Consider the following 24885-nt stretch of genomic DNA (forward strand, 5'->3'; position numbering starts at 1 on the left):
GGGAACCCGGCTTGGTTCAAAGAGGGGCGGGCTGGATGATCTCGACCCAGTAGCCGTCGGGGTCCTTGATGAAGGCGATCGAGCGCATGCTGCCGTCGCTCAGCCGCTTCTGGAACGGGACCTCCAGCGCCTCGAATCGCGCGCAGGCGGCGCGGATATCGGGCACGCTGACACAGATATGGCCGAAACCGCGCGGGTCGCGATTGCCGTCGTGGTAGACCGGGCCGTCCTGGTGTTCGGTGCCGTGGTTGTGGGTCAACTCGAGCACGCCGCGCTGCTGCGCCAGCCACTGACGGCGCGCTTCGTCGTCGTCGGGAAGGGCCTCGGCGTCGTCGATCAGGACCAGGAAGTACAGCGAGAACTTCGCCTCGGGGAAATCCACCTTGCGCGCAAGGGTGAAGCCGAGCACGCGCGTGTAGAAGTCCAGCGATGCGACCGGATCCTTGACCCGCAGCATCGTGTGGTTGAAGACGAACTCGCGCGTCGCGCGATCGCGTTCGGCGGCGACACCGGGGACCTGGGCGAGTGCGGCACGGGTCTGTGCGGTCATGGCACGGCTTTTCCGAAATGGCGGGTGCGCCATTATCGGTGATCGGCCACTCGCCTGCGGGCATGACGCGCAACGCTGCGTCGCGGCCCCATGCGCCCGCCCCCGCCGCCATCACCCCTCGCCGGTCTCCGGTTGCAGCCAGCCGCGAGCGCGGAAGACCGGGCCGACCAATGGCAGCACCGCTTCGACCTCGAACACGCAGCGCCCGTCGTCCTCGCGCTCGTTGCCGCGCACGTCCGCCAGCAGGCGCGCCGGCAGCGGCAGCACGCCGAGCACGCGCGCCCCGACCACGTTCCAGTACAGCGTCCCGTCGTGGTGGTGCAGCACGCAGCGCAGGTGCAGCGCGCCACGGCGCAGCCGCAATTGGCCGTCGCGATGCCACAGCCGCCAACGCGCCTGACCTCGTCGCGGCGCGGTGTCCAGTTCGCGCAGCCAGATTTCCCCGCGTGGCCCGGTGGTGCAGTCCAGGGTCAGCGCCGCGTCCGTGGCAGCGCCCGGCACGGCAGCCAGGCGCGCGCACAGTCGCGCCAAGCGTCCCCGACTGCGCTCGATCGTCATCGCGCCGACATGCCGCGCATGCCCGCGCGCGCCATGCAGCGTACGCAGCGCATCGGGCATCCGGAAGAACGCGGCGCCGAGCAGGGTCTGGAACAGCGTCGGCACCATCGCGCGGCCTGGAACGGATCGGGCGCGCAGAATAGCGCTTGCGCGCCCGGCGATCAGCCCGGATCGACCGCCGCGGGCGGTCGTCGCTGCAGGCCGAGCAGACCGAACGCCACCGCCAGGGCCGCATACGCGGCCGCGAACTGGAATGCGATCGCCTGGCGCAGCCCCTCCAGCTGCCAAGGCAGCACCAGCGCACCGGCCGGGTGCACCGAATGGATCACCCCGAACAGGGTCGCAACCGCGGCCAGCAGCAGCGTCGCCACGGCAGTGGCCGGGCGCCAATCGACCAGCGCGACCAGGGTCGTCGCCCACAGCATCGCGGTGATGATGAAGCCGTTGCCGAGCACGACGATGGTCGCCATCTCCGGCAGTCCGTGGCCGGCATCGAGCTGCGCGTACAGCGCAGCCATGCGTTCGGGATCGATCCACGCCGGATTGCCGAACTTGATGTTGAGCAGGTAGGCGATGGCCGGCAGGAAAGCCAGCGACACTGCGATCGCGTGCTCGCGCCTCGTGCTGTGAAACGCCTGCACGGTGATGTCGATGCCGACGAACACGATGATCGGTGCCAGCACCGCCACCGGCAGCCACTGCACCAACCCCGAGACCAGCCCGAGCACGCCGCCCAGGCCGATGAACAGTCCGGTCAGCAGCGTGTAACCGCTGCGTGCCCCCATGTGCTTGTAAGCAGGCTGGCCGATATAGGGCGTGGTCTGCGCGACCCCACCACAGACGCCGGCGACCAGCGTGGACACCGCCTCCACCAGCAAGATATCGCGCGTGCGGTAGTCATCGCCGGCCGCGCGCGCACTTTCGCTGACGTTGATCCCGCCGACCACCATCAGCAGGCCGAACGGCAGCAGCAGCGACAGGTACGGCAGTGTGGTCGGCAGTCCGGTGACGAAGCCCAGGTTCGGCCACGGCCAGGCGGGTGCAGGCCAGGTGACGTCGGGCACGGCGAACCCCGGCGACAGGCCCGACAGCCCGAGCCCGTAGTACAGCACCAGCCCGACCAGCAGCGCGAACGGCACACCCGGCAGGCGGAACGGCACCGGTCCGCGGGCGACGAGCACGTACAGCAGCAGCCCCAGTGTCGCAAAGCCCGCGACGGGCGAGCGCAGGGTCTCGATCAGTGGCAGGAAGCCGAGCAACATCAACGCCGCACCGCCGATCGAGCCCAGCAGCGCTGCGCGCGGCACGACCCGGGTGATCCAGTCGCCGGCAAACGACAGCAAGCATTTCAGTACGCCCATGACGACCAGCGACGCCATGCCGAGCTGCCAGGTCGCGATGCCGGCGGCCTCGGCGTCCATGCCCTGCTGGCGGAACGCGAGAAACGCAGGACCGAGCACCAGCAGCGCCATGCCAATGCTGGTCGGCGCGTCGAGGCCGAGTGGCATCGCGGTGACATCATCGCGGCCGCTACGTTGCGCCAGACGCCGCGCCATCGCCGTGTACATCAGGTTGCCGACCAGCACGCCGAACGCGGTGCCCGGGAACATGCGTCCGAACACGATGTCGGCCGGCACCCCGAAAATCCCGACCAGCGCCGCGGCGATGAACCCCAGAATCGAGAGGTTGTCGACGACGAGGCCGAAGAAGCCGTTGATGTCGCCGGGGACGAACCAGCGGGGCCGGGCGTCAGGGGGCGTGCGCGGGGAAGAAGCCATACGGATTCCGGTATTGGACATCGATCCCGGCGTTTCTGCGAAGGCCGGACGTGACAGCACCGGGCGTCACACGCGACGGCGCCGCGCCTCCCGCCGATTGCCCACCTCGGCGCGCCGCGAGCCATCGGGCGGGACGATCTTCAGCACTTCGCAGCGCGCCGGCGAGTGCCGGCGCGAATCGTTGAAGGATGGAGCGGCGCGGATGACAGATGCGCTCGAGCGACATGGCGGGATCTGGGGACGGGAGGAGAGGGGGTCAGAACGACACGTCGGCATGCAACTGCGAGCGCAGCACCGACAAGTGTCCGGTCTCGCGCTTCCACGCCAACCGGATCGCCTCGATCGACGCCGCGGCTTCCGGGGTATCGGCATGCAGGACCACCAGCTCCTTGGAGCGCAGCCGGCTGGGCGTGTTGCTGCCCGGCGGCAGCCACTGGCCGTAGACGTCGACGACGCTCAGACCGGCCGGGAACCGGGGCGAGACCTCGCGATCGAGGAAATCCAGCCAGCGCCGCTCGGCGGCGGCCGTCTCATCGGCGTCGGCCTCCCAACGCCCGGTGGCGAAATACAGTTCGGTGCGCAGCCAGCCGCGGCCCTCCGCGGGGCGCGTCGCATCGCCCTGATAGGCGGCAGTCACGCCCTGCCTTGGCGCGCCGGCAGGCACGGGCGCGCTCGCGCAGGCAACCAGCGACAACGCGACGAGCAACGGAACGGTGGAGCGCAACTCAGACGGCATGGCGATCGGCATCGACAAAGGAAGAGCGCCATCCTAGGCACTGGCGCGTCCGCAATTGTTGCGGCGCCGCAACACTGTATCGCTTTATGCAGATGGACGCATGGATCGTACGACGGGCCTAATGCGGCCCTGGCCGTCGCTGCACGCACGGCCATCGGCGCCGGGCCTCGCGCGCGTCCCTCTCCCCGCCCGCGACGGCTCCGGAGCCACCCCTTACCCGCCCCGCGCCAGGAGTCCGCATGCGTCGTCCGTCCGTCCGTCGTCCCCCCGCCCCGCTGGCCTTGGCGATCGCGTGTGTGATCTGCGCGCCGGCCGCCGCGCAGACGGCCGACGCCGATGGCGCCACGCGGCTCGACGCGGTGATCGTCACCGGCACCCGCGCCGCCGACCGCACCGTGCTCGAATCGACCTCGCCGATCGACGTGCTCGACGCGCAGGACCTGCGCCGGGCGGGCGTGGCCGGCGGCGAGTTGGGCAGCGCGCTGCAGACGCTGCTGCCGTCGTTCAACTTTCCGCGCCAGTCCAACTCCGGCGGCGCCGATCACGTGCGCGCCGCGCAACTGCGCGGCCTTTCGCCCGATCAGGTGCTGGTGCTGATCAACGGCAAGCGCAGGCACACCTCGGCACTGGTGAGCACCGGCTCGAAGATCGGTCGCGGCGCCACACCGGTGGACTTCAACGCGATCCCGGTTTCAGCGATCGCGCGCATCGAGGTCCTGCGCGACGGCGCCGGCGCGCAGTACGGGTCGGACGCGGTCGCAGGCGTGGTCAACGTGATTCTCGACGACGCGGCAGATGGCGGTGCGTTCGAGGCCAGCTATGGGCTGCACCACACTGACCTGGCGCCGATCGGGCGCACGCTCACCGACGGCCAGACCAGCTTTGTCAGCGCCAAGGTCGGCACCGCGCTCGGCGACGAGGGCTTCCTGCGCGTGGGCCTGGAGGCCCGCAACCGCGAGGCCACCAACCGCGCGGGCTTCGACCAGGTGCCGCCGTGGGACCAGACGGAGGCCAACCTCACGGTGCAGGGTCGGCGCAACTACCACCTGGGCGATGGCGCGTCGCAGGATCTCAACGGCTGGTTCAACACCGAAGTGCCGATCGGCGAGACGGCGACGCTGTATGGCTTCGGCACCTACCACCAGCGCGATACCGAAGGCGCGAACTACTACCGCTACCCCGACGGCAAGGCGAACTGGCCGCAGGTCTATCCCGACGGCTTCCGGCCGGTCTCGATCGGCGAAAATCTCGATATCGGCGCGGTCGCGGGCGTGCGCGGCCAGTGGGGCGAGTGGCAGGTCGACGCCAGCCTCAATCACGGCCGCAACGAGTTCACGTACCGCCTGCGCGACTCGATCAACGCTTCGCTCGGGCCCGGCAGCCCGACGCGCTTCCGCACTGGCGACTACGCGTTCTCGCAGCGCCTGCTCAACCTCGACCTCAGCCGCGGCTTCGAGACGTTCACCGACTACCACACCGTCGCCGCGGGCCTGGAACTGCGCACCGAGCGCTACGAGACCGGCGCCGGCGACCCGGCGAGCTATGCGGTCGGCCCGTACGCCGACCGGCCGGCCGGCTCGCAGGCCGGCGGCGGGCTGACGCCGCAGGACGAGGCCGACCTCGACCGCGACGTCGCCAGCCTCTACGCCAGCCTGGCCAGCAGCTTCGGCGAGCGCCTGGCGACCGATGTCGCGGTGCGCTACGAGAACTACGACGACTTCGGCGGCGAACTGACCGGGCGGCTGGCCGCGCGCTACGAGTTCGCGCCGGCGTTCGCGCTGCGCGGTGCGCTGTCGAACAACGTCCGCGCGCCGGCGTTGGCGCAGACCGGCTACGAGTCCACCAGCACCGGCTACAACGCCGCTGGCCAGATCGTGCAGGGCCGGCTGCTGTCGGTGAACAACCCGATCGCGCGCGCACTGGGCGCGACCGACCTGTCGCCGGAGACGTCGATCAACGCCAGCCTGGGCTTCACCAGCCGCATCGGCCGGCGCTTCGACATGGCTCTGGACCTGTTCCAGATCGAGATCGACGACCGCATCGCGCTGTCGGAAGCGATCACCAGCGATGCGTTGACCGCGTTCGTCGATGCCAACTTCGATGTCGCGCGGATCCAGAGCGCGCAGTTCTTCGTCAACGCCGCCGACACCCGGACCCGCGGTGCCGAGCTGGTCGCCAATTGGCGCGACGCGCTCGCCGGCGGCCAACTGCACCTGACCGGGGCCTGGAGCTACGCCAAGACCGAGCTGCGCAACATCGTCGCCACGCCGCAGCAACTCGCCGCGCTGGACCCGGACTACGTGCTGTTCGGCGTCGAGGAGCGCAACACGCTGACCGACGCCGCGCCGCGCACCCGCGGCCAGTTCACCGCGACCTGGCGCGACGACCGCTGGAACCTGCTCGCGCGCGTGCAGCGCCACGGCAGCGCCAAACGGGTGTTCAACTTCGGCGGCGGCCATGAGCCCGAGCAGGTCTACGGCGCGCAATGGCAGCTCGACGCCGAGGTCGAACTGCGCCTGGCCCAGCGCTGGACGCTGGCGCTGGGCGGCCAGAACATCACCGACGAGTACCCGGACCTGTCGAACGAGGACATCTTCTACTTCGGCAACCTGCCCTACGACGTGCTCTCGCCCATCGGCAGCAACGGCGCCTATTGGTACACCCGCGTGCGCTACACGTTCTGACCCGACCGCGCCGTTGCTGAGCGTGCGTCACGCCGCGGGCGGCGGCCCATCGATCCAGGCCAGCGTCGCGATCCGGCCGCTACGGCCGTCTCGCCGGTGCGAGAAGAACGCGGACGGTTCGGAGATCGTGCAGCGTCCGCCCCCGTGCAGCGCGCCGGGCCGCAGGCCGGCAGCGATCAGCCGGCGGCGCGCCAGCGCGAACAGGTCGACCCGCCAGTGTCCAGGCCGGGTGGCGACGAAGGCCGCCGCCGTGCCCGCGTCCGGCCCCACGAAGGCGTCGTACACCTCGGCCCCGACTTCATAGGCCTGCGGCCCCGCCGCCGGCCCCAGCCAGGCGCGCACGCGGTCGGGCGGCGTGCGCATCGCGCCGAGCGTGCGCTCGAGCACCCCGGCCGCCAGGCCGCGCCAGCCCGCGTGCGCGGCGGCGACCTCGCGGCCATCGTCGGCGGCGAACACCACCGGCAGGCAGTCGGCGGTCAGGATCGCCAGCACGGTGCCGGGCACCGAGGTCACCGCCGCATCGGCTTCAGGCTCGGCGTCGGGCGAGGCAGCGCCCGCGCCCGGCGCGTCGAAACGCAGCACTGTGGTGCCATGCACCTGCCGCAGCCAGTGCGGCGGCGACGGCAGCGCGAGCAGCCGCACCAGCGCGGCGCGGTTGCGGTCGACGACCGCCGGGTCGTCGCCGTCGGGCGAATAGCGGTTGCCCAGATTGAACTGGTCGAACGGCGGCGGTGACGCGCCGACGCCATGGCGCAGCGTGGTCCCGGCGCGCACGCCCGGCGGCGCGGGCCAATCGGCGGGCAGCCAGGCGCTCATCGGCGCGCCAGGTCGCCGTGCGCTGCGGCATCCGCACGCAACGCCTTGAGCAGGGCCTGCATGTCGGCCGGCAGCGGTGCGCTGCAGCGCACGGCCTCGCCGGTCGTGGGATGGCGGAACGCCAGCGTCTCGGCATGCAGCGCCTGACGGCGGAAGCCGCGCAGCATCGACGCGGTCTCCTCCGACGCGCCCTTGGGCAGCTTCAGCGCACCGCCGTACAGCGGGTCGCCGAGGATCGGATGGCGCAGATGCGCCATATGCACGCGGATCTGGTGGGTGCGGCCGGTCTCGAGCCGGCACTCGAGCGCGGTGTGTGCGCGGAACCGCTCGCGCAGGCGATAGTGAGTGACCGCCTCACGGCCATCCTCACGCACGGCCATGCGCAGGCGATCGCGCGGGTGCCGGTCGATCGGCGCATCGGCCGTACCGCCCGAGACCAGCGCGCCGACCACGACCGCCAGGTACTGGCGGTGCACGTCGCGCGCCGAGAGCTGCTCGACCAGCGCGTTATGCGCCTCGAGCGTGCGCGCGACCACCATGACCCCCGAGGTGTCCTTGTCCAGCCGGTGGACGATGCCCGCGCGCGGCAGCGCGGTCAGCGACGGATCGCGGAACAGCAACGCGTTGACCAGCGTGCCATCGGGGTTGCCGGCGCCCGGATGCACGACCAGGCCGGCGGGCTTGTCGATCACGAACACCTGGTCGTCCTCGTACAGCACCGACAAGGGGATGTCCTGCGGCAGCGCCTCGGTCTGGACGTCGAGGACGACGTTCAGGCGGACGGTCTCGCCGCCGACGACCGGGTCGCGCGGGCGCGGCACGGCGCCGTCGAGCAGGACATCGCCGGCCTTGATCCAGGCGGTGAGGCGGGAGCGCGAGAACTGCGGGAACAGTTCGGCCAGGACCGCGTCGAATCGGCGTCCCGCGGCGGCATCGGGCACCTTGGCGGTGCGCTGGTCGGGAAGGTCGCTGGGGGCTGGCTGCATTGGACGGCTCGGATTCAGGCGTGGGCGACGGGCACGGGGCCCGGACTGGTATTATCCGCGCTTCGTGCCCCGACCGCCCATTGCCTCCATGACCCCACGCCTTGCATTGACGACCCGCGCCCTGGTGTGCCTGCTGCTGGCCGTGCTGGTCGCCACCGGCTGTTCCCGCGGCAAGACCAAGGACGACGAGAACGAGGGCGTGCCGGTCACCGAGCTCTACGACAAGGGCCACGCGTCGATGCGCATGGGCAACTGGAGCAACGCGGCGACGACGTTCCGCCGCCTGGTCGCGCAGTACCCCTATGGGCCGCACACCGAGCAGGCGCTGATCGAGATTGCCTACGCGCAGTACAAGATGGGCAACAACGAGGAAGCGATCTCCAGCATCGACCGCTTCATCCGCACGTATCCCACGCACCGCAACATCGCCTACCTGTACTACCTGCGCGGGCTGGTGAACTCCAACCGCGACACGGTGTTCCTGCAGCGTGTGTGGAGCCTGGACAGCAGCCGCCGCGACCTGGCCTCGCCCAACCAGGCCTACGCCGACTTCAACACCGTCACCGAGCGCTTCCCCAACAGCCGCTACGCCGCCGACGCGCGCCAGCGCATGGTCGCGCTGCGCAATCTGTTCGCGCGCCACGAGATCGAGACCTCGCTGTACTACCTGCGCCGCGGCGCGTACGTCGCCGCGACCGAGCGGGCGACCTATCTGCTGGAGACCTATCCGCAGAGCGAATACCAGAACGACGCCGTCGCCGTGCTCGCGCTCGCCTACGACCGGCTCGGCAACGACACCCTCTCGGCCGACGCGCGCCGGGTGCTGGAGCGCAACGAACCCGATCACCCGTATCTGACCGGTTCCTGGCCGAACGAGCCCTGGCGCATCCGTCGCCTCAACCCGTTCGCGACCGAGCGCACTGCGATCGACAGCGACCGCGACTGACGACACCAACGCCGCCCCCAGGGCGGCGTTCTTCGTTCGGGTCGGGCCCGGGCGCTTAAACTCCCCCGCATGCCCGCCTTTCTCGCCCGCCTGCTGTACCTGCTCGCCACGCTGGTCGGTCTGCTGCCCAACGTCGCCCAGCGCGCCATCGCCACCGTCGCTGCCGCACTGGGCCGCACCGCCGGCAGTCGCGAAAGCCGCGTCGCGCTGCGCAATCTCGAACTCGCCTATCCCGAGCTGTCGCCAGACGAGCGAGAGGGACTGCGGCGCGCGGTGCTGCGCACCACCGCGCTGCAGACGCTCGAGACGCTGCGGCTGTGGACGCATCGCCCGACGCACAACCTGCGCATGATCCGCGAGCAGCACGGCGTCGGGTTGTTCGATGCCGCGCTCGCCTCGGGCCGGGGCCTGATCGTCGTCGCGCCGCATTACGGCAACTGGGAACTGCTCAACCAGTGGCTGGCCGCGCGCACGCCGATCTCGATCCTCTACCGCGCCCCCGAATCGGCAGTCGGCGAAGCCTTCCTGCGGCTGGTGCGTGCGCGCGCCGGCGACGATACCCGCGTGACCCAGGTGCGCGCCGAGGGTCCGGCGGTGCGCCAGTTGTGGAAGACGCTGCGCGACGGCGGCGTGGCCGGGATCCTGCCCGATCAGCAGCCCAAGGCCGGCGACGGCGAGTTCGTACCGTTCTTCGGTCTGCCGGCGCTGACGATGACGCTGGTGCCGCGGCTGGCCGAACGCACCGGCGCGACCGTGCTCTACGCCTACTGCGAGCGCCTCGGCGATGGCCCCGGGTTCGCACTGCGCATCGAACCGGCGCCCGAGGGTATCGCCGATGCCGACGTGCCGCGCGCCACCGCTGCGCTCAACGCCGGCGTCGAGCACATCGCCCGACGCGACCCGGCGCAGTACCAGTGGACCTACAAGCGCTACAAGGCGCGGCCGTCGGGTTCGCACGACGACAACCCCTATCTCGACCTGGAGCGCCGCCGATGACCCTGCCGACCGAGGGCCGCGACGACGCAGCGGCCGCGCTGTCGCCGCCGACATCCGTCGCAGAGGCCGCCCCCCCGGTCGACGTTGGCGTCTGGCAGCCGCTGCCGGTCGCCGCACGCACGCTATCGACGATCACCGCGCTGATCGGCACGCTGCTGCCGCTGGCGGCCCTGCTGGTGCCGGGACTGCTCACGTTCGGACGCTCGCCGCTCTCGCTGGCGTCACACGCTGGCGCGCTGGTGCTGTTGCCGGCATGGACGGTGTGGATCGCACGGCGGCGCTGGCTGCGCACGCGCTGGCGGCTCGACGACGACGGCCTGGGCATCCGCCGCGGGCACCTGTGGCGCAGCGACGTGCGCGTGCCGGGCAACCGCGTGCAGCATCTGGACATCCGGCGCGGCCCACTGGAACGCGCGTTCGGCCTGTCGACGCTGACCGTGCACACGGCCGGCACCCGCAACAGCGCGGTAGCGCTGTCGGGTCTGGCGCACGCCCAGGCCGAGCGGTTGCGCGATGCGCTGGCCGCACGCGCGGCGCGTGACGACGACCATGACGACGCCTGAGCCGCCGCCGTTGCCGCCGCTTCCCCCTGCGGCGAGGCCCGACGATGCCGAGCGCCGGCTGCATCCGGCCTCATGGCTGTTCGTGCTGTTGCAGAACCTGCGCCAGTTCATCGTGCCGCTGATCGTGCTGCTGGTCGCCGGCCGGCGCGCCGACGACGGCCCGGCGTGGCTGCCGCTGATCGGCATCGGCGCGCTGGTCGCGGTGTCGGTGTGGCAGTACCTGACGTTCCGCTACCGCATTGCCGATGATCGCTTGGTCGTGCGCAGCGGGCTGCTCGAGCGCAGCGTGCGCCAGATCCCCTATTCGCGCATCCACAACGTCGCGATCCACCAGTCGCTGCTGCATCGCCTGGTCGGCGTGGCCGAGGTCCGGCTCGAGTCGGCCGGCGGCACCCGTCCCGAGGCGCAGATGCGGGTGCTGCGCCTGCCCGACGCGCTGGCGCTGGAGCAACTGATCCGCGACCGTGGCCGGAGCGATCCGGGCGCGCCGCAGCCGGCGTCGATGGCTGCGCCCGGCGACACGCTGCTCGCGCTGTCGACGGCCGAGGTCGTCAAGCTCGGGTTGATCTCCAATCGCGGCATGATCGTCGTCGCCGGTGCGCTGGCGCTCGCGTTCCAGGCGCTGCCCGACCGCACCGCTGGCCGCTGGCTCTTTGAGGGCGGGCGCGAGGCGTTCGGCTACGCCAACACCTTCGCCGCAACCTGGATGGCGAAGACCCTGGTGCTGGCCGGCGCAGTGGCACTGGCGCTGCTGGCGATCCGCGCGTTCTCGGTGGCGCTGGCGCTGGTGCGCTACCACGGCCTCCGGCTGCAGCGGCAGGGACGCCGCCTGACCGTCGAGCGCGGGCTGGTGAGCCGGTCGCGCAGTTCGGTACCGCGCCGACGCATCCAGGCCTGGACGCTGCGCGAAGGCGTGCTGCATCGATTGTTCGCGCGGCGCACGCTGGAGATCGACACCGCCAGTGCGCGCGGCAGCGATGGCCAGGGGCAGCAGGACGGCCGCGTGCTCGATGCGCTGGCGCCGATCGCGACGGCCGCGGCCTGCGACGCGATCGTCCGCGATGTTGCGGCGCTCGCCAGTTGGCCGCCGACGCACTGGCGGCCGCTGCATCGCCGGGCCTGGCTGCGGCTGGCGCTCGGCGCGTGGCTGCCGACCACCGTGCTGTGCGGGGTACTGGGCTGGTTCTTCGGCCGCTGGGGCCTGCTCGGCCTGCTGTGGCTGCCGTGGTCGGCGTTCGTCGCGCATCGACATGCGGCCCGCGCCGGCTACGCGATCGATACCGCGATGGTCGCCGTACGCGAGGGGTGGTGGCGTCGGCACTGGCGCTTTGCCGAGATCGGCAAGCTGCAGGCGGTGGAGCTGCGTCAGTCGCCACTGGACCGGTGGACCGGCATGGCCTCGCTGTGGCTCGACACCGCCGGCGCGCAGCCCCTGGCACCGCAGCTGCGGGTGCGCTTCGTTCCGCTTGCCGAGGCCGAACGCCTGCACGCGGCGCTGTCGCGCGAGATCGCCCGGCGACCGCTACGCTGGTAGCGCGTTGTTGCAGGTCGTTTAAATGAGAATGAATGTCATTTATAATGGGCGACTGCATCCTGCCACCTCAGGCGCCCCATGCTTTCATCCTCCTCGCTCCGCCCATTGGCCAAGTGGCTGATCGCCGCCCTGACCGCGCCGTCCATCGCCGTTGCGGCCGAGCCGCCGCAGGCCACCGATCTCGACGCGGTGCGCGTCGTCGGCCGCGCACAAGCGCTCTATCGCAGCGACGACGCTGCGGTCGCGACCCGCACCGGCACGCCGCTGTCGCAGGTCCCGGTCTCTGTCCAGGTGTTGCCGCGCGAGCTGATCGACGACCAGGCGGCCTACGAGGTCACCGACCTGTACCGCAGCATCAGCGGGGTGAGTTTCTTCAGCTACGCCGGCGTCACCTTGCGCGGCTTCCGCCAGGAGAACGTGCTCTACGACGGGCTGCGTGGCGACCCTTACGCGGGCTTCTCGGTACCGCAGTTGTTCAACATCGAGCGGCTGGAAGTGCTCAAAGGACCGGCCGGCGCGCTCTACGGCGGCGGCGAGCCCGGCGGCATCATCAATTACGTGACCCGCAAGCCGCAACGCCGCGCATTGCGCCGGGTCGAACTGGCGGCCGGCAATGCCGCCTTCGCTGCCGGTTCGCTCGAGGCGACCGGCCCGCTGTCCGACCGTGTGCGCTACCGGGTCGGCGTGCACGCCGACGGTGACGAGGGCGTGCGCTGGAACGCCGACAGCGAGAGCCGGATCGGCGACGCGTCGCTCGCCTTCGACATCGGCGACACCGGCGAACTGACGCTGCAGGTGACCGACATCGAGCAGAACCTGGGCGGCAACCGCCTGCGTGGCGTGCCAGTCGACGACGATGGTGTTTTCCTGACCGATCGCCGCTGGAACCACAACGAGGCCACGGACTTCCTGGACATGGACGCGCGGGTAGCGCTGGTGCAGTACCGCGCCTCGCCGTCGGCGGACTGGGACGTGGACCTGGCGGCGCGCTGGTTCGAGAACAGCGAGCACCAGATCTACCACGAGCCGATGGGACTGATCGACCGCGACGGCGACGGCCGCGCCGAATGGATGACCCGGCAGTTGCGCAACCAATGGCGCGACAACACCGGACTCACCTTGGCCGGCAACGCGGTCTGGCGCTTTTCGACCGGCACGCTCGGCCACACGCTGCTGTTCGGGGCGGACGGTTACCGCCTGGATGCCGACTTCGCCGCCCAGACCGCCAACAGCGCCGACCTGCGTCGCGGTGCCGGCCCGGTGCCGGGCATCGACCTGCGCGCGCCCAGGTACGGACGCAGTTCGTACCTCGACTACGGCCTCGACGCCCTGCCCTGGCGCAACACCCGCACGCGCGGGCTGCGTTACGGCGGCTACGTCCAGGACGAGATCGCGATCACACCGCGCTGGCAGGTGCTCGCCGGGCTGCGCTGGGACGGCTTCGAGGACGAGAACCGCATCGGCAGCAGCCGGATCAAGGGGAGCGACCTGAGCTGGCGTCTGGGCAGCACGGTGACGCTGCGCGAAGGCATCAACGCCTATGCCAATGTCGCCAGCGGCTTCCTTCCGCAGGCCACGTCCAACCAGGACCCGGCGGCCGGCGGCCCGTTCGATGCCGAGCGCAGCCGCCAATGGGAGGCCGGCCTCAAGACCGCGCTCGCCGACGGCCGCCTGACGCTCGGCACCGCGCTCTACCGCATCGAGCGCAGCAATATCGTGCAGGCCACGGGGGGCGTGGCCGATGGCGTCAACCAACTCGCACCGCTGGGCCTGGTGCGCAGCGAAGGCGTTGAGGTCGACCTGCTCGCCGACTTGACCGCGCATTGGGTGCTCAACATCGCCTACGCCTACAACGACGCGCGGGTGATCGACGCCGGCAGCAACGGCATCACCAACGCTTCCGGGGACCGCTTCGCCAACGCGCCGCGCAACAAGCTGGGGGTCTGGACCCGGTACGACCTGCCGGCACTGGCCTCTGCGGTCGGCTTCGGCCTGGACCACACCGGCGAACGCCTGAGCATGGACGGCCAGCGGGTCAAACCCTATACCGTCTTCGACCTGAGCTGGCAGACGCACTGGCAGCGCTGGAAGTTCCAGGCCAACGTCAAGAACCTCTTCGACAAGGTCTATGCGGCCAGCGGCTTCACCGAACGCACCGGGCATTTCCCCGGCGAGCCGCGACGGCTGTACCTGCAGGCCGCATACACGTTCTGAGCCGATGCCCGCCGACCCGCCCGCCCACCGCCAGCGCCCGCCCGCCGCAACGAAGAAGGCCAGCGGCCGACGGCTGTGGTTCGACCTGCACAGCTGGGTCGGACTCAAGCTGTCGCTGCTGATGGGCTTCGTGTGCCTGACCGGCACCTTGGCGACGGTATCGCAGGAAATCGACTGGCTGATCTTCCCCGAGGCGCGGGTCACCCCGTCCACGCAGCACGCGAGCTGGGGGACGCTGGTGGCCGCGGTGCAGCGCAGCTATCCGGCGTGGACACTCGAATCGCTGGCCGCGCCGCACGCGTCGCGCTTCGCTGCCCGCGCGGTGATGCGCCTGCCCGATGGCGAGCGCCGCTTCGTCTGGGTCGACCCGGCCACCGGCCGGGTGACCGGCGACACGCCCTGGTTCAATGCCCAGCGAATCCTGCGCAATACCCATCGCCATCTGATGCTGCCGTTGAAGATCGGTGTGCCGCTGGTGGCGGCGCTGTCGCTGCCATTGCTGCTCTCGCTGGCCACGAGCCTGGTCATCTACAAGCGCTGGTGGCGCGGGTTCGGGACCTGGCCGCGCGGCGACCGGCCGCGCCGGCTGTGGGGCGATGTGCATCGTCTTGCCGGTGTCTGGAGCCTGTGGTTCATCGCACTGATCGGGCTGACCGGAGCCTGGTACCTGGTCGAATCGCTCGGCGGCGATGCCGGACCTGCGGCGAAGATCGCGCTGCCCGAGGTCCCCGCCGCGGCGCCCGCCGATCCGGCAGCGATCGACCACGCGATCGCCGACGCGGCGCGGCGCTGGCCGCAGTTGCAGATCCGCGGCGTGCACGAGGTCTCGTCTGCATCGCTGCTGGTCGACGGCCAGGCGCAGGCCTGGCTGGTCCGCGACCGCGCGAACGCGATCGGCTTCGATCTGCGCGACGGCACGGTCGCCGGCCTGCGCGACGGCCGCGACATGGGCCTGCACCAGCGCATCGCCGAACTGGCCGATCCCTTGCACTTTGGCACCTTCGGCGGCTGGCCGGTGCGCTGGCTGTGGTGCGTGTTCGGCGCGATGCTGACCGCGCTGTGCGCAACCGGTGTCTACCTCTACGGCCTGCGTGTGGCCGACGCCCTGCGCGCTGCGCAGCGCCGGAGGCCGGCGTGACGCCGCCCGGCCCCTGGCGGACCGCCTGGCGCGGGATGGGACGCTGGCGCTGGGCGTGGCTGGCGTTGCTGGCGTTGTGGGCCGCGCTGCTGGCGGACGCCTTGCGCGGCTGACGCGCCGCTCAGCGGCGGCGTGTTCTCAGGAAGTGCCCGAGCATGCCCAGGCCGTGCTCGATGCGCTTGGTCAACGGGACCGGCGCGCGCCACAACAGCCATAGGTAAGCGCGCAGTTCCCAGAACGTCGGCACCGGCTTGGTGCGGAACTCGGCCTTGGCCATGCGCAGCCAGCGCGGCGTGACCCCGGCCTGGCTGCGGTAGAACTCGAGCATGCGCTCGCTGCCGATCACGTGTCGGTAGACCCGCAGCGGCGAAGGACCAAAAGTCTTGAGCGCGTTGCTGCCGTGCTCGCGGTGGCCGACCAGCGTGTCGGCCAGGTAGACCTTGTGCGCGCCGAGGATGTCGGCGCCGTAGACGATGCAGTCGTCGGGGCGCGAGAGCCAATCGGAGGCGCGCTCGGGCGGCAACGCCAGCAACTGCGCCATCAACCCGCGACGCAGGCTCACCGCCGAGGTCGCCGCGCCCTGGAAGCGATGGAAATACGCACCGAGCAGGATCGACAGGCCCAGGTCGCGGTCGGGCCCGGGCGCGAACATCGGTTTGTCGAGATCGCCGAACAGCTGCATATTGGTATAGACGAAATCGACCTCCGGGCGCGCAGCGTAGACGTCGACGATGCGCTGCAGGTAGTCGGGATTCCAGCGATCATCGGAATCGAGCAGCGCGACGATCTCCCCGCGCGCTTGCGCGAAACCGGTGATCCACGCCTGAAGCTGGCCGCCGTTGGCCTGCTCGATCAATGTGATCTTCGGATGGTCGCCGTAATGCTGCCGCAGCAACTCGGGCGAGCCGTCGCGCGAGCCGTCGTCGACGATGACGATCTCAAGCGCGGCTTCGGTCTGCGCGAGCACCGATTCGATCGCCTCGACGACGAACGCGGCGTAGTTGTAGCTCGAAACGAGGACGCTGACGCTGGGCCGGGCGGAAACGATCATTGGAAAGCCGACGACGCCGCTTGTGCGGCGCCGGCATGATAGCAACGCCACCGGCGGCTTCTCGCGCGATCGGCGACAATGCCACCATCGCCCCAGGCCCTGCCCGCATGCCCGCACCGCTGCCCCTTTCCGGCGTCGTCATCACCCGTAACGAGGCCGACCGCATCGGCCGCTGCCTCGATTCGATGCGCGGGCTGTGCGCCGAACTGCTGGTCGTCGACTCGGGTTCGACCGACGACACCGTCGCGGTCGCCACCGCGCACGGCGCGCGCGTCGTGCACCAGGACTGGCTGGGCTACGCCGCGCAGAAGACCTTCGCCAACACGCTGGCCACGCACGACTGGCTGCTGTTGCTCGATGCCGACGAATGGCTGTCGCCCGGCACCGATACCCGCATCCGTGCGCTGTTCGCGGACGGACATGTCGAGTCCGCCGATGCCTGGTTGCTGACCCGCCGCAACTGGTTCCTGGGCCATCGCCTGCGCGGCGGCGAGCCGATGGAGCGGCTGGTGCGCGCGGGCTGGCGCTACCTGCCCTCGCAGGTCCATGAGCGTCCGGATCTCGAAGGCAAGACGGTCGCCCGGCTCGATGCCGACTTCGAGCACGACACGTCGCGCAGCCATGCCGAGCACGTCGCGAAGCTGTCGAAGTACGCAGCGCTGTGGGCGCAGCAACGCCACGATACGGGCAAGCGCGCCCGTGCACTCGACGGGCCGCTGCATGCAGTGGCGTATCTCCTCAAGCAGTACCTGCTACGCGGCGCCTGGCTTGACGGCGCGGCGGGGTGGCGCTTCCACAACGCGCAGGCGCACTACGTTCTGCAGAAATATCGAGACTTGCGCGCGATGCAATAGCCTGCGCAACGGTGCGGTGTTTTGCGCCACATCCCGCACCGCAGGCAGCGCGCGTCAACCGCCAGTGCAGAGCGCGTCTGCGTTTGATTTCCCCTGAACCCCTGCGTAACATCCGCGCCGCCAGCGAGCGTGAGCCAGCAAGGCCTTTACTCACCTTCTGGAGCTTCCCATGCGACGTACTGCGCTGGCCGCAGCGATTCCGTTCGCCCTGATGTTGCCATCCACCATCCTGGCGCAGGTCAACCCACCCGATTGCCCCGCGCTGCGTGCCGCTGCACGCACGACATGCGCCGACGAAGCAGCAGTCGCGGCCTGTGTCGCAAACCGAATCCCGGATCAGTGCGCCTCGACAACCAGCGAACTGGACCGCGTCACCGTCGTGGGGACACGCTTCGCGATCGACGTCCAGAAGTATCCGGGCTCGGCATCGGTGTTGCTCTCCGACGATCTGGATGACTCCACCGACATCATCCAGGCCTTGAAGAAGGTGCCGGGCATCGACACCGGCGGCGACGGAGGGCGTGCGATCGGTCAGGGCTTTACGATTCGCGGCTTTGGGCACGGCAGCGAAAGCCGCGTCATCCTGATGCAGGATGGCGTGCGCCGTTCCGCGAACCTGTTCGCCAATCAGGTCTCGGGCTTGAGCATGGACAGCGATCTGCTCAAGCAGGTGGACGTCGTGCGCGGATCTTCGGGCATTACCTACGGTGGTGGCGCGATCGGCGGCGTGATCGGCAGTACCACCAAGGACGCCGGCGATTTCATCCTGCCGGGACGCAGCGTCGGCGTGACCGCCAGTGCGCGCTTCGATTCGAACAACCGCAACCAGGCCTACGGCGCTTTTGCCATCGCTCCGCAGGACAGCCCCTTCGAGTTTCTCGCTTTCGTGAAGCAGTCCGAAGGCGCCGACCTGAAGCTCGCCGGCCGCAACGTCGATGGCTCCCGCACGACAACCCAAACCGATGACGAGATCACCACGGTGTTCGCCAAGGCGGGATGGCGCATCGCCGATGGTCACGCGCTGAGCCTGAGCCACTACGACTACACCATCGACTCCCGGGCAGGCTGGAACAGCCTCTATCACACCGCTTATCCCACCACCTATGGCGCGGTGATAGGCGAGCGCGTGCAGCGGGACACCGTTCTTCGCTACACCGCCCATCCAGGCAACAGTCAGTGGCTCGACCTCACTGCCACCGCGTATCGGACCGAAGGCTTTTACGAGCGCGGCTACGCGTCTGGTGTGGATCTGTACTACAAGAACCTCGACGAGCGCTGGGGTGTCAGCGCACAGAACCTGATGCGCTTCTCGACCGGCGCAGTGGCGCATCGCCTGTTGGTCGGCGTCGACTTCGAGCATCGCGAAGAGGACGGGATCTACATCCTTGACGGAGAACGGACCAGCTTCCAGTCCATGCCCAACCGCTATCGCGACCTGGGCGTGTTCGTGCAACACGAGTCGCTGTGGTTCAACGAGCGCCTAGCCGTCCAACTGGGCGGCCGTTACGATCAATTCGACCGCGAGGTGCTCGGCGTTGCCGAGGATTACGACAAGAGCCGGTTCTCGCCGCGCATAGGCCTGAGCTGGGAATTACTCGACGGATTGAACCTTCTGGCGAACTACTCGGAGGCCTTCCGCGCACCGACTCCGCACGAGACGTCTTCCGACGGGCCGCTCAACATCCATTACTGGTACAAGCCCAATCCGCACCTGAAGTCGGAGACCTCGCGGGAATACGAAGCCGGCTTTTCCTGGCAGACCACCGGCCTGCTGCTCGACGCGGACCGGTTCAGCGCCAAGGCCATGTACTTCAAGGGCCGGATCGAGGACATGATCCGCCTGGTCGTGGATCACGGTTCGGTGTCGCCTGAAAACAGCGAGTACGCCAGCTTCCGGAACGTCGATGGCGTCGACCGGAAAGGCTTCGAACTCGAGGCAGCCTACGACCTGCCGGCCTGGGGCGGGTATCTCACCTACGAATCGTTGGACATGACCGACGTCGCCACCGGCGAAAAGTCACCGACCGCGTTCGCCGACCGCGCACGCGTCGGCCTGCGCTGGCGCCCGGTCAACGACGATCTCACGCTTTCGATCGACTACACGCACTGGTTCAAGCCCGAGCAGAATCCCGAGACCGTCGTTTCGGGTGGCACCACATACTGGTATGTCCGCGAGCCCTTCAATCAGACCAATGTGCAGTTGCGCTGGCGACCCGTGAACAGCCATGTCGACTTCTTCGATGGCAGCACGCAATTTCTGATCGGCATCAACAACCTGTTCGATCAGCGTCGCCTCAATGCCTCGGCGGTGGAAACCAACAACCGCAGCAGTCTCGGGCGCAACATTTATCTCAGCGTGACCAAGCAGTTCTGAGCGGGGCGCGTCGTCGTCGCATCCAATTGCGTGACGACGCGCCTTCAGGACTTGGGGCCGTGGACCAGGCCGTACTCGGTCCACGTCAGGCGACCTGATTTCACCGCGTCGCGGATCTTCTGATTGGCGGCCTTCATTTCCGGTTTGACGTAGCCACGGGCGTGGTCGAGGTGCACGCACACGGCCGAGAATCGGATCTGCTTGCCGGTCACGCCGGCGTTGTCCAGGCGTTCGCCCAGTTCCAGGTCCTCGCCGCCGTAGGTCATGCGCTCGTCGAAGCCGTTGACGCGGACCAGGTCGGCCTTCCAGCCCGAGGCGTTGTTGCCGGCCCAGCGGGGCGGCGTCGGGGTGACCGCGTTGAGCACCCGCTCGCGCCAGCCCGGCCGCGCCCACAGCTTGAGCGAACGCTTCTTGCGCGGCAGGCCGTTGGCCTTGAGCCAGCCAAGGTCGGCGTGCAGGCCCCGGGCGATGATGTCGCGGTCGATCTTCAGGCTCAGGTCCATCGGCAGCTTGCAGTAGCCGCCGCCCAGATACCGGCCCGGTTCGCGCAGGCGCAGGTGCTGGGACACGAAATCGGCCCGCGGCACGCAGTCGCCGTCGGAGAAGATCAGATAGTCCGCGTGCGCGGCCTCGATGCCGCGATTGAGGATCGTGCACTTGCGAAAGCCCGCGTCCTCGTGCCAGACATGGCGCAGCGGGAACGGCAATGTCGGCGCCATTGCTTCGATCAGCGCGCGCGTTGGCGCACCGGAGCCGTCGTCGACGACGATCAGTTCGAAATCCAGACGGTCCTGGGCGGCATAGCCCCACAGGCAGCGCTGCAGCCAGTCGGGATGGTTGTAGGTACTGATGATCAGGCTGGCGGCGGGCGTCTGCATGCCGGCGATTCTAGCTGTCCGCAGGTCAACGCCGACGCCGCAGCCGCGCATAGAAGAAGCCGTCCATACCGTCCTCACCGGGCAGGCGCTGGTGACCTGCACCGGTATCGCGGCCGAAGCCCGCGTCCAGCGACTGCACCGCGAAGTCGGGATGTCGGGCCAGGAACGCCTCGACCTGCGCGGCGTTCTCGCGCCGCAGGATCGAACAGGTCGCGTACAGCAGTGCGCCGCCGGGCGCGACCGTCGGCGCCAATGCGTCGAGCAGACGCGCCTGCAGCGCGACCAGGGCTTCCAGATCGGACGCGCGCCGGTGCAGCAGCACATCGGGCTGGCGACGCACGACGCCGGTCGCCGAGCACGGCGCATCGAGCAGCACCGCATCGAATGGCGTGCCGTCCCACCAACGCCCCACCTCGAGCGCGTCGACCGTGCGCAGCGTGGCCTGCTCGCCCACGCCGAGCCGGGCGAAGGTCGCGGCGATCCGCGCCACGCGTGGCGCGGCGACATCGAGCGCAGTCAGCCGCAGGGCCGGATCGCGCTCGAGCAGGTGGGCACTCTTGCCACCGGGCGCGGCGCAGGCGTCGAGCACGTGCGCGCCCGCGGTCGGTGCCAGCGCGGCGGCGACCTGCTGGGCCGAGCCGTCCTGGACCGAGAACAGGCCATCGGTGAAGCCGGGCAATGCGGCCACCGCGAACGGCGCGTCGACCCGCAGCGCATCCGGCAATCCAGGCGACACGACCGCCTCGACACCCGCCTCGGCCAGCGCGGCGATGCAGGCCGCGGGCGTGCTGCGCCGACGGTTGACCCGCAGCCAGGTCGGTGCCTGCGACGCGCTGGCCTCGAGGATCGCTTCCCACGCATCCGGCCAGTCCTCGCGCACCTGCGCCAGCAGCCAGGCCGGCCAGCCATCGCCGGGCGCCGACGGTGGCAGGCCGTCGCGCTGGGCGCGGCGCAGCAGCGCGTTGACGAGCCCGGCCTGGTGGCTGCGGCCCATCGCGCGCGCGGCCTCGACCGTCGCCGACAGCGCGGCATGCGCCGGCAAGCCGAGCGGGTCGAGCTGGGCGAAGCCGACATGCAGCAACGCGCGCAGCGACGCGTCGCGACGCGGCAGCGGACGCGGGATCCACGCCGCGAGCGCACGATCGTAGCGGGCGGCGCCGCGCAGCGCGCCGAAGCAGATCGCCTCGAGCAATGCGCGGTCGCGCGGATCGGCGAGCGTCGGCAGCGCCGTGGCCAACGCGGCCTTGAGCGAGGTGCCGCGGTGCGCGACCGCATCGAGCACCTGTGCGGCCTGCACGCGGACCGTGGCGCCGGGGGCGCCCATGTCAGGCCTGGCCCGCCGGGGCGGCGACCAGCGCCTTGAGGTCCTGGCGGGCGTTGAGATAGTCGGCCGCAGCGACGACCTTGCCGCCAGCGCGCTGCAACCGCAGTACGCGCAGCGCGCCGTCGCCGCAAGCGATATCGAGCCCGTCGCGGCCGGCTGCCAGCAGCGTGCCCGGCGTGCGGTCGTGGGCGAGCGGCAACACCTGCGCTGCATGCACGCGCACGCGCTCACCGGCGAGTTCGGCTTCGGCGATCGGCCAGGGGTCGAACGCACGCACGGTGTCGGCCAGTACGCGCGCCGGGCGCGTCCAGTCGAGCCGGGCCTCGGCCTTGTCGAGCTTGTGGGCGTAGGTCGCGCCGGCCTCGGCCTGCACTTCGGGCACCGGCCGGATGCCGGCACGCAGCAGGCCCAGGCCGTCGGCGAGCACCTGCGCACCGAGCTCGGCCAAGCGGTCGTGCAGGCGGCCGCCGGTGTCGTCGGGCGCGATCGGCGTCGATTGCCGCAGCAGCACCGGCCCGGTGTCCAGCCCCTTCTCCATCTGCATCAGGCACACGCCGGTCTGGGCGTCACCGGCCTGGATCGCGCGCTGGATCGGCGCGGCGCCCCGCCAGCGCGGCAACAGCGAGGCGTGGACGTTCCAGCATCCCAGGCGCGGAATGTCGAGCACCGCTTGCGGCAGCAGCAGGCCGTAGGCGACGACGACCATCAGGTCGGGCTCGAGCGCCCGCAGCGCATCGAGCACCTCGGCGCCGCGCAACCGCTCGGGCTGGCGCACGACCAGCCCGCGCTCGAGCGCTGTCTGCTTGACTGGCGAGGCCGTCAGCGCGCGCCCGCGCCCGGCCGGGCGATCGGGCTGGGTGTAGACGGCCACGACCTCACGCCGCGCATCGGCAGCGAGCAGCGAGGGCACGGCGAAGTCCGGGGTGCCGGCGAAGACGATTCTCATGGGACGGGAATGGAGATCCGGGGAGCGTGGAGTCTGGAGTCGGGAATCGAACCCGGCGGGCTCGGAGAAACGGATGACGGGCTCGACGCTGCGAATCCCCGCCCCCGCCTGCTTACTCCCGGCCCTTGCGCAGCTTCTCGAGCTTCTTGAGCGCCCGATCGCGCTTGAGCGGCGAGAGATAGTCGATGAACAGCTTGCCGTCGAGGTGGTCGATCTCGTGCTGCACACAGGTCGCCAACAGGCCGTCGACGGTCAGCTCGAACGCCTTGCCGTGGCGGTCGAAGGCCTCCACGACGATGCCGTCGGCGCGGGTCACGTCGGCGAACACGCCCGGAATCGACAGGCAGCCCTCGGTATGCACCCGCAGGTCGGCCGAGCGGTCGCGGATCGTCGGATTGACGAACACCAGCGGCTGGTCGCGCGTCTCGGTGACGTCGATGACCATGAAACGCTCGTAGGTATCGACCTGGGTCGAGGCCAGCCCGATCCCCGGCGCCTCGTACATGGTCTGGAACATGTCGTCGAGCAGGCGCTGGAACGCCGGGTCGGCGAAACGGTCGGCGGGCACGGGCGCTGCGACCTTGCGCAGGCCGGTGTCGGGGTATTCGAGGATCGGGAGCAGGGCCATGGATTGGACGGCGTAGGCGGCAGCGCGCAGGCGGAAGCCGGGCATTGTAACGCGGCGCGCAGTTGCTTCCGTTTCGCGGTTTCAGGCTATATTGCGGCGCTGCAAGGGGAGAAACCCAAGGGGAGCTGTAGATGGCCGGCACGCTCGAACGCCTTTCCCGAACGCTCCGCACGGTGTGTGCCGTCGCGCTGCTGACCGTGACCACGTATGCCACGGCCCAGCAACTGCGCGGCGATCATCCCGACACCTATGTCGTGGTGCGTGGCGACACGCTATGGGACATCGCAGGCCGCTTCCTCGACCGTCCGTGGCTATGGCCGGAGATCTGGCAGGCCAACCCGCAGATCGCCAACCCGCATCTGATCTACCCGGGCGACGTGATCAGCCTGGCCTACCTGGACCGGGTCACCGCAACCGTGCGCCCGGGTCCGCGCACGACCGCGCAGGCGCCGATCGATGCGGTCTCGCTGTCGGACATCGAGCCGTTCCTGAAGAACCGCAGCATCGTCTTCAACTTCGACCACCTGCCCTACGTGCTCGGCAGCGAAGGCACCCGCCTGCGCGGCAGCATCGACCGCGACATCTACGTCAAGGGCCTGGAGAACGCGCTGCCCGGCCAACGCTACGCGGTGCAGCGACCGGCGACCGAGTTCTACGGTGCCCGGCGCGCGCGCGACCTCAACTACCGCGGCAAGCGCGTCGCCGGCGAAAGCCACCTGTGGCGGCAGACGCTGCCCCGCCTGCGCGGCCAGGATGCGTTCCTGGGCGTGGAGATGGTCCAACTGGGCGTGGGCACCGTGGTCTCGGGGCCCACCGAGGACACCGACGCCACCACGATCGCGCTCGACGGCGGCGGCTTTGAGGCCCGCCCGGGCGACCGCGTGGTGCCGGTCGACCCGCAGCCCTACGACCTGCAGTTCTTCCCGCACGCGCCGGCCGCCGACACGATCGCCGCCGACGTGCAGGTGCTCGCGGTCGCCGACACGCTCATCACCGGTGGCCCGCGCGACGTGATCGCGATCTCGGCCGGCCGCGCGTCGGGCATCGACAACGGCACGGTGTTCTCGATCTGGAACAGCGGCGATTACATCGTCGACCGCGTGCGCCATCCCAACACCTCGCGCATCGACGCCGCGCCCGACCGCGGCTCGCGCCGCGACCGGCTGCCCGACGAGTACGCCGCGCATGCGATGGTGTTCCGGACGTTCGACCATGTCAGCTACGCGCTGGTCATGGAAGGCACCAAGCCAGTCCAGATCGGCGACCGTCTCAAGCACCCCGACGCGACCCATTGACCCGCGCTGCGGGGTCATGCGCCCCGCACCGTCGCG

At 70.1% G+C, this 24885-nt stretch carries 20 protein-coding genes and 1 pseudogene; 10 read left to right on the forward strand and 11 right to left on the reverse strand.

The window, feature by feature from the left end:
* Positions 1 to 16 precede the first annotated feature (16 nt).
* The 4 genes from gloA to ABE488_RS04200 all read right to left on the reverse strand — a co-directional run bounded on the left by gloA (position 17) and on the right by ABE488_RS04200 (position 3622).
* The gene (gene gloA, locus ABE488_RS04185; RefSeq protein WP_346447263.1) at positions 17 to 550 is read right to left on the reverse strand and encodes a lactoylglutathione lyase; all 534 of its coding nucleotides are present in this window, start codon (positions 548 to 550) and stop codon (positions 17 to 19) included.
* A 111-nt stretch (positions 551 to 661) separates the two neighbouring features.
* Positions 662 to 1216, reverse strand: coding sequence for a DUF4166 domain-containing protein (locus ABE488_RS04190; RefSeq protein WP_346447264.1), 555 nt, complete (start codon positions 1214 to 1216; stop codon positions 662 to 664).
* 53 nt (positions 1217 to 1269) lie between these two features.
* Positions 1270 to 2886 carry a hypothetical protein gene (locus tag ABE488_RS04195; protein ID WP_346447265.1) on the reverse strand — a complete coding sequence of 539 codons (1617 nt, stop codon included), beginning with the start codon at positions 2884 to 2886 and terminating at the stop codon, positions 1270 to 1272.
* Between the two features lie 256 nt (positions 2887 to 3142).
* Positions 3143 to 3622: a DUF3574 domain-containing protein gene (locus ABE488_RS04200; RefSeq protein ID WP_346447266.1), complete on the reverse strand. Its 480-nt coding sequence runs from the start codon at positions 3620 to 3622 to the stop codon at positions 3143 to 3145.
* 239 nt (positions 3623 to 3861) lie between these two features.
* Between ABE488_RS04200 and ABE488_RS04205 the strand changes: the two genes are divergently transcribed.
* Positions 3862 to 6306, forward strand: coding sequence for a TonB-dependent receptor (locus ABE488_RS04205; RefSeq protein ID WP_346447267.1), 2445 nt, complete (start codon positions 3862 to 3864; stop codon positions 6304 to 6306).
* A gap of 27 nt (positions 6307 to 6333) precedes the next feature.
* On the opposite strand, the gene pgeF is transcribed toward ABE488_RS04205, so the two are convergent.
* Positions 6334 to 7122, reverse strand: coding sequence for a peptidoglycan editing factor PgeF (gene pgeF / locus ABE488_RS04210; protein WP_346447268.1), 789 nt, complete (start codon positions 7120 to 7122; stop codon positions 6334 to 6336).
* Positions 7119 to 8108, reverse strand: a complete 990-nt coding sequence (gene rluD / locus ABE488_RS04215) for a 23S rRNA pseudouridine(1911/1915/1917) synthase RluD (RefSeq protein WP_346441617.1) — start codon at positions 8106 to 8108, stop codon at positions 7119 to 7121. Before rluD ends, pgeF begins: the two co-directional genes overlap by 4 nt.
* A gap of 88 nt (positions 8109 to 8196) precedes the next feature.
* On the opposite strand from rluD, the gene ABE488_RS04220 reads away from it, so the two are divergent.
* The 6 genes and pseudogenes from ABE488_RS04220 to ABE488_RS04245 all read left to right on the forward strand — a co-directional run bounded on the left by ABE488_RS04220 (position 8197) and on the right by ABE488_RS04245 (position 15499).
* Positions 8197 to 9054 (forward strand): outer membrane protein assembly factor BamD, encoded by an 858-nt coding sequence (locus ABE488_RS04220; RefSeq protein WP_346447269.1) that lies wholly within the window; start codon positions 8197 to 8199, stop codon positions 9052 to 9054.
* 69 nt (positions 9055 to 9123) lie between these two features.
* Positions 9124 to 10050: a lauroyl acyltransferase gene (locus ABE488_RS04225; protein ID WP_346447270.1), complete on the forward strand. Its 927-nt coding sequence runs from the start codon at positions 9124 to 9126 to the stop codon at positions 10048 to 10050.
* A complete protein-coding gene (locus ABE488_RS04230) occupies positions 10047 to 10613 on the forward strand; it encodes a PH domain-containing protein (protein ID WP_346447271.1) in 567 nt (188 codons plus the stop codon). Before ABE488_RS04225 ends, ABE488_RS04230 begins: the two co-directional genes overlap by 4 nt.
* Complete coding sequence (locus tag ABE488_RS04235) at positions 10600 to 12147, forward strand: PH domain-containing protein (protein WP_346447272.1); 1548 nt, start codon at positions 10600 to 10602, stop codon at positions 12145 to 12147. The genes ABE488_RS04230 and ABE488_RS04235 overlap by 14 nt, the downstream gene beginning before the upstream one ends.
* A gap of 174 nt (positions 12148 to 12321) precedes the next feature.
* A pseudogene (locus tag ABE488_RS04240) lies at positions 12322 to 14361 on the forward strand (TonB-dependent receptor); the annotation flags it as partial.
* A 4-nt stretch (positions 14362 to 14365) separates the two neighbouring features.
* Positions 14366 to 15499, forward strand: a complete 1134-nt coding sequence (locus tag ABE488_RS04245; RefSeq protein ID WP_346447273.1) for a PepSY-associated TM helix domain-containing protein — start codon at positions 14366 to 14368, stop codon at positions 15497 to 15499.
* Positions 15500 to 15620: 121 nt separating this feature from the next.
* On the opposite strand, the gene ABE488_RS04250 is transcribed toward ABE488_RS04245, so the two are convergent.
* Positions 15621 to 16550, reverse strand: a complete 930-nt coding sequence (locus ABE488_RS04250) for a glycosyltransferase family A protein (RefSeq protein ID WP_346447274.1) — start codon at positions 16548 to 16550, stop codon at positions 15621 to 15623.
* Between the two features lie 107 nt (positions 16551 to 16657).
* Between ABE488_RS04250 and ABE488_RS04255 the strand changes: the two genes are divergently transcribed.
* Positions 16658 to 17404: a glycosyltransferase family 2 protein gene (locus ABE488_RS04255; protein WP_346447275.1), complete on the forward strand. Its 747-nt coding sequence runs from the start codon at positions 16658 to 16660 to the stop codon at positions 17402 to 17404.
* A 169-nt stretch (positions 17405 to 17573) separates the two neighbouring features.
* Entirely contained in the window at positions 17574 to 19778 is a 2205-nt protein-coding gene (locus ABE488_RS04260) for a TonB-dependent receptor (RefSeq protein WP_346447276.1), read from the forward strand.
* A gap of 44 nt (positions 19779 to 19822) precedes the next feature.
* Here ABE488_RS04260 and ABE488_RS04265 read toward each other — a convergent pair whose 3' ends face one another.
* From ABE488_RS04265 to def, 4 genes are all read right to left on the reverse strand, one after another.
* Positions 19823 to 20656 carry a glycosyltransferase family 2 protein gene (locus ABE488_RS04265; RefSeq protein WP_346447277.1) on the reverse strand — a complete coding sequence of 278 codons (834 nt, stop codon included), beginning with the start codon at positions 20654 to 20656 and terminating at the stop codon, positions 19823 to 19825.
* Positions 20657 to 20681: 25 nt separating this feature from the next.
* The gene (gene rsmB, locus ABE488_RS04270) at positions 20682 to 21980 is read right to left on the reverse strand and encodes a 16S rRNA (cytosine(967)-C(5))-methyltransferase RsmB (RefSeq protein WP_346447278.1); all 1299 of its coding nucleotides are present in this window, start codon (positions 21978 to 21980) and stop codon (positions 20682 to 20684) included.
* Between the two features lies 1 nt (position 21981).
* Complete coding sequence (fmt, locus tag ABE488_RS04275; RefSeq protein ID WP_346447279.1) at positions 21982 to 22926, reverse strand: methionyl-tRNA formyltransferase; 945 nt, start codon at positions 22924 to 22926, stop codon at positions 21982 to 21984.
* A gap of 112 nt (positions 22927 to 23038) precedes the next feature.
* Entirely contained in the window at positions 23039 to 23554 is a 516-nt protein-coding gene (gene def / locus ABE488_RS04280; RefSeq protein ID WP_346441628.1) for a peptide deformylase, read from the reverse strand.
* A gap of 131 nt (positions 23555 to 23685) precedes the next feature.
* Here def and ABE488_RS04285 point away from each other — a divergent pair, with 131 nt between their 5' ends.
* Complete coding sequence (locus ABE488_RS04285) at positions 23686 to 24849, forward strand: LysM domain-containing protein (protein ID WP_346441629.1); 1164 nt, start codon at positions 23686 to 23688, stop codon at positions 24847 to 24849.
* Positions 24850 to 24885 lie beyond the last annotated feature (36 nt).

It is taken from the genome of Luteimonas sp. TWI662 (genome assembly GCF_039673825.1).
In the GTDB taxonomy this organism is placed as follows: Bacteria; Pseudomonadota; Gammaproteobacteria; order Xanthomonadales; family Xanthomonadaceae; genus Luteimonas.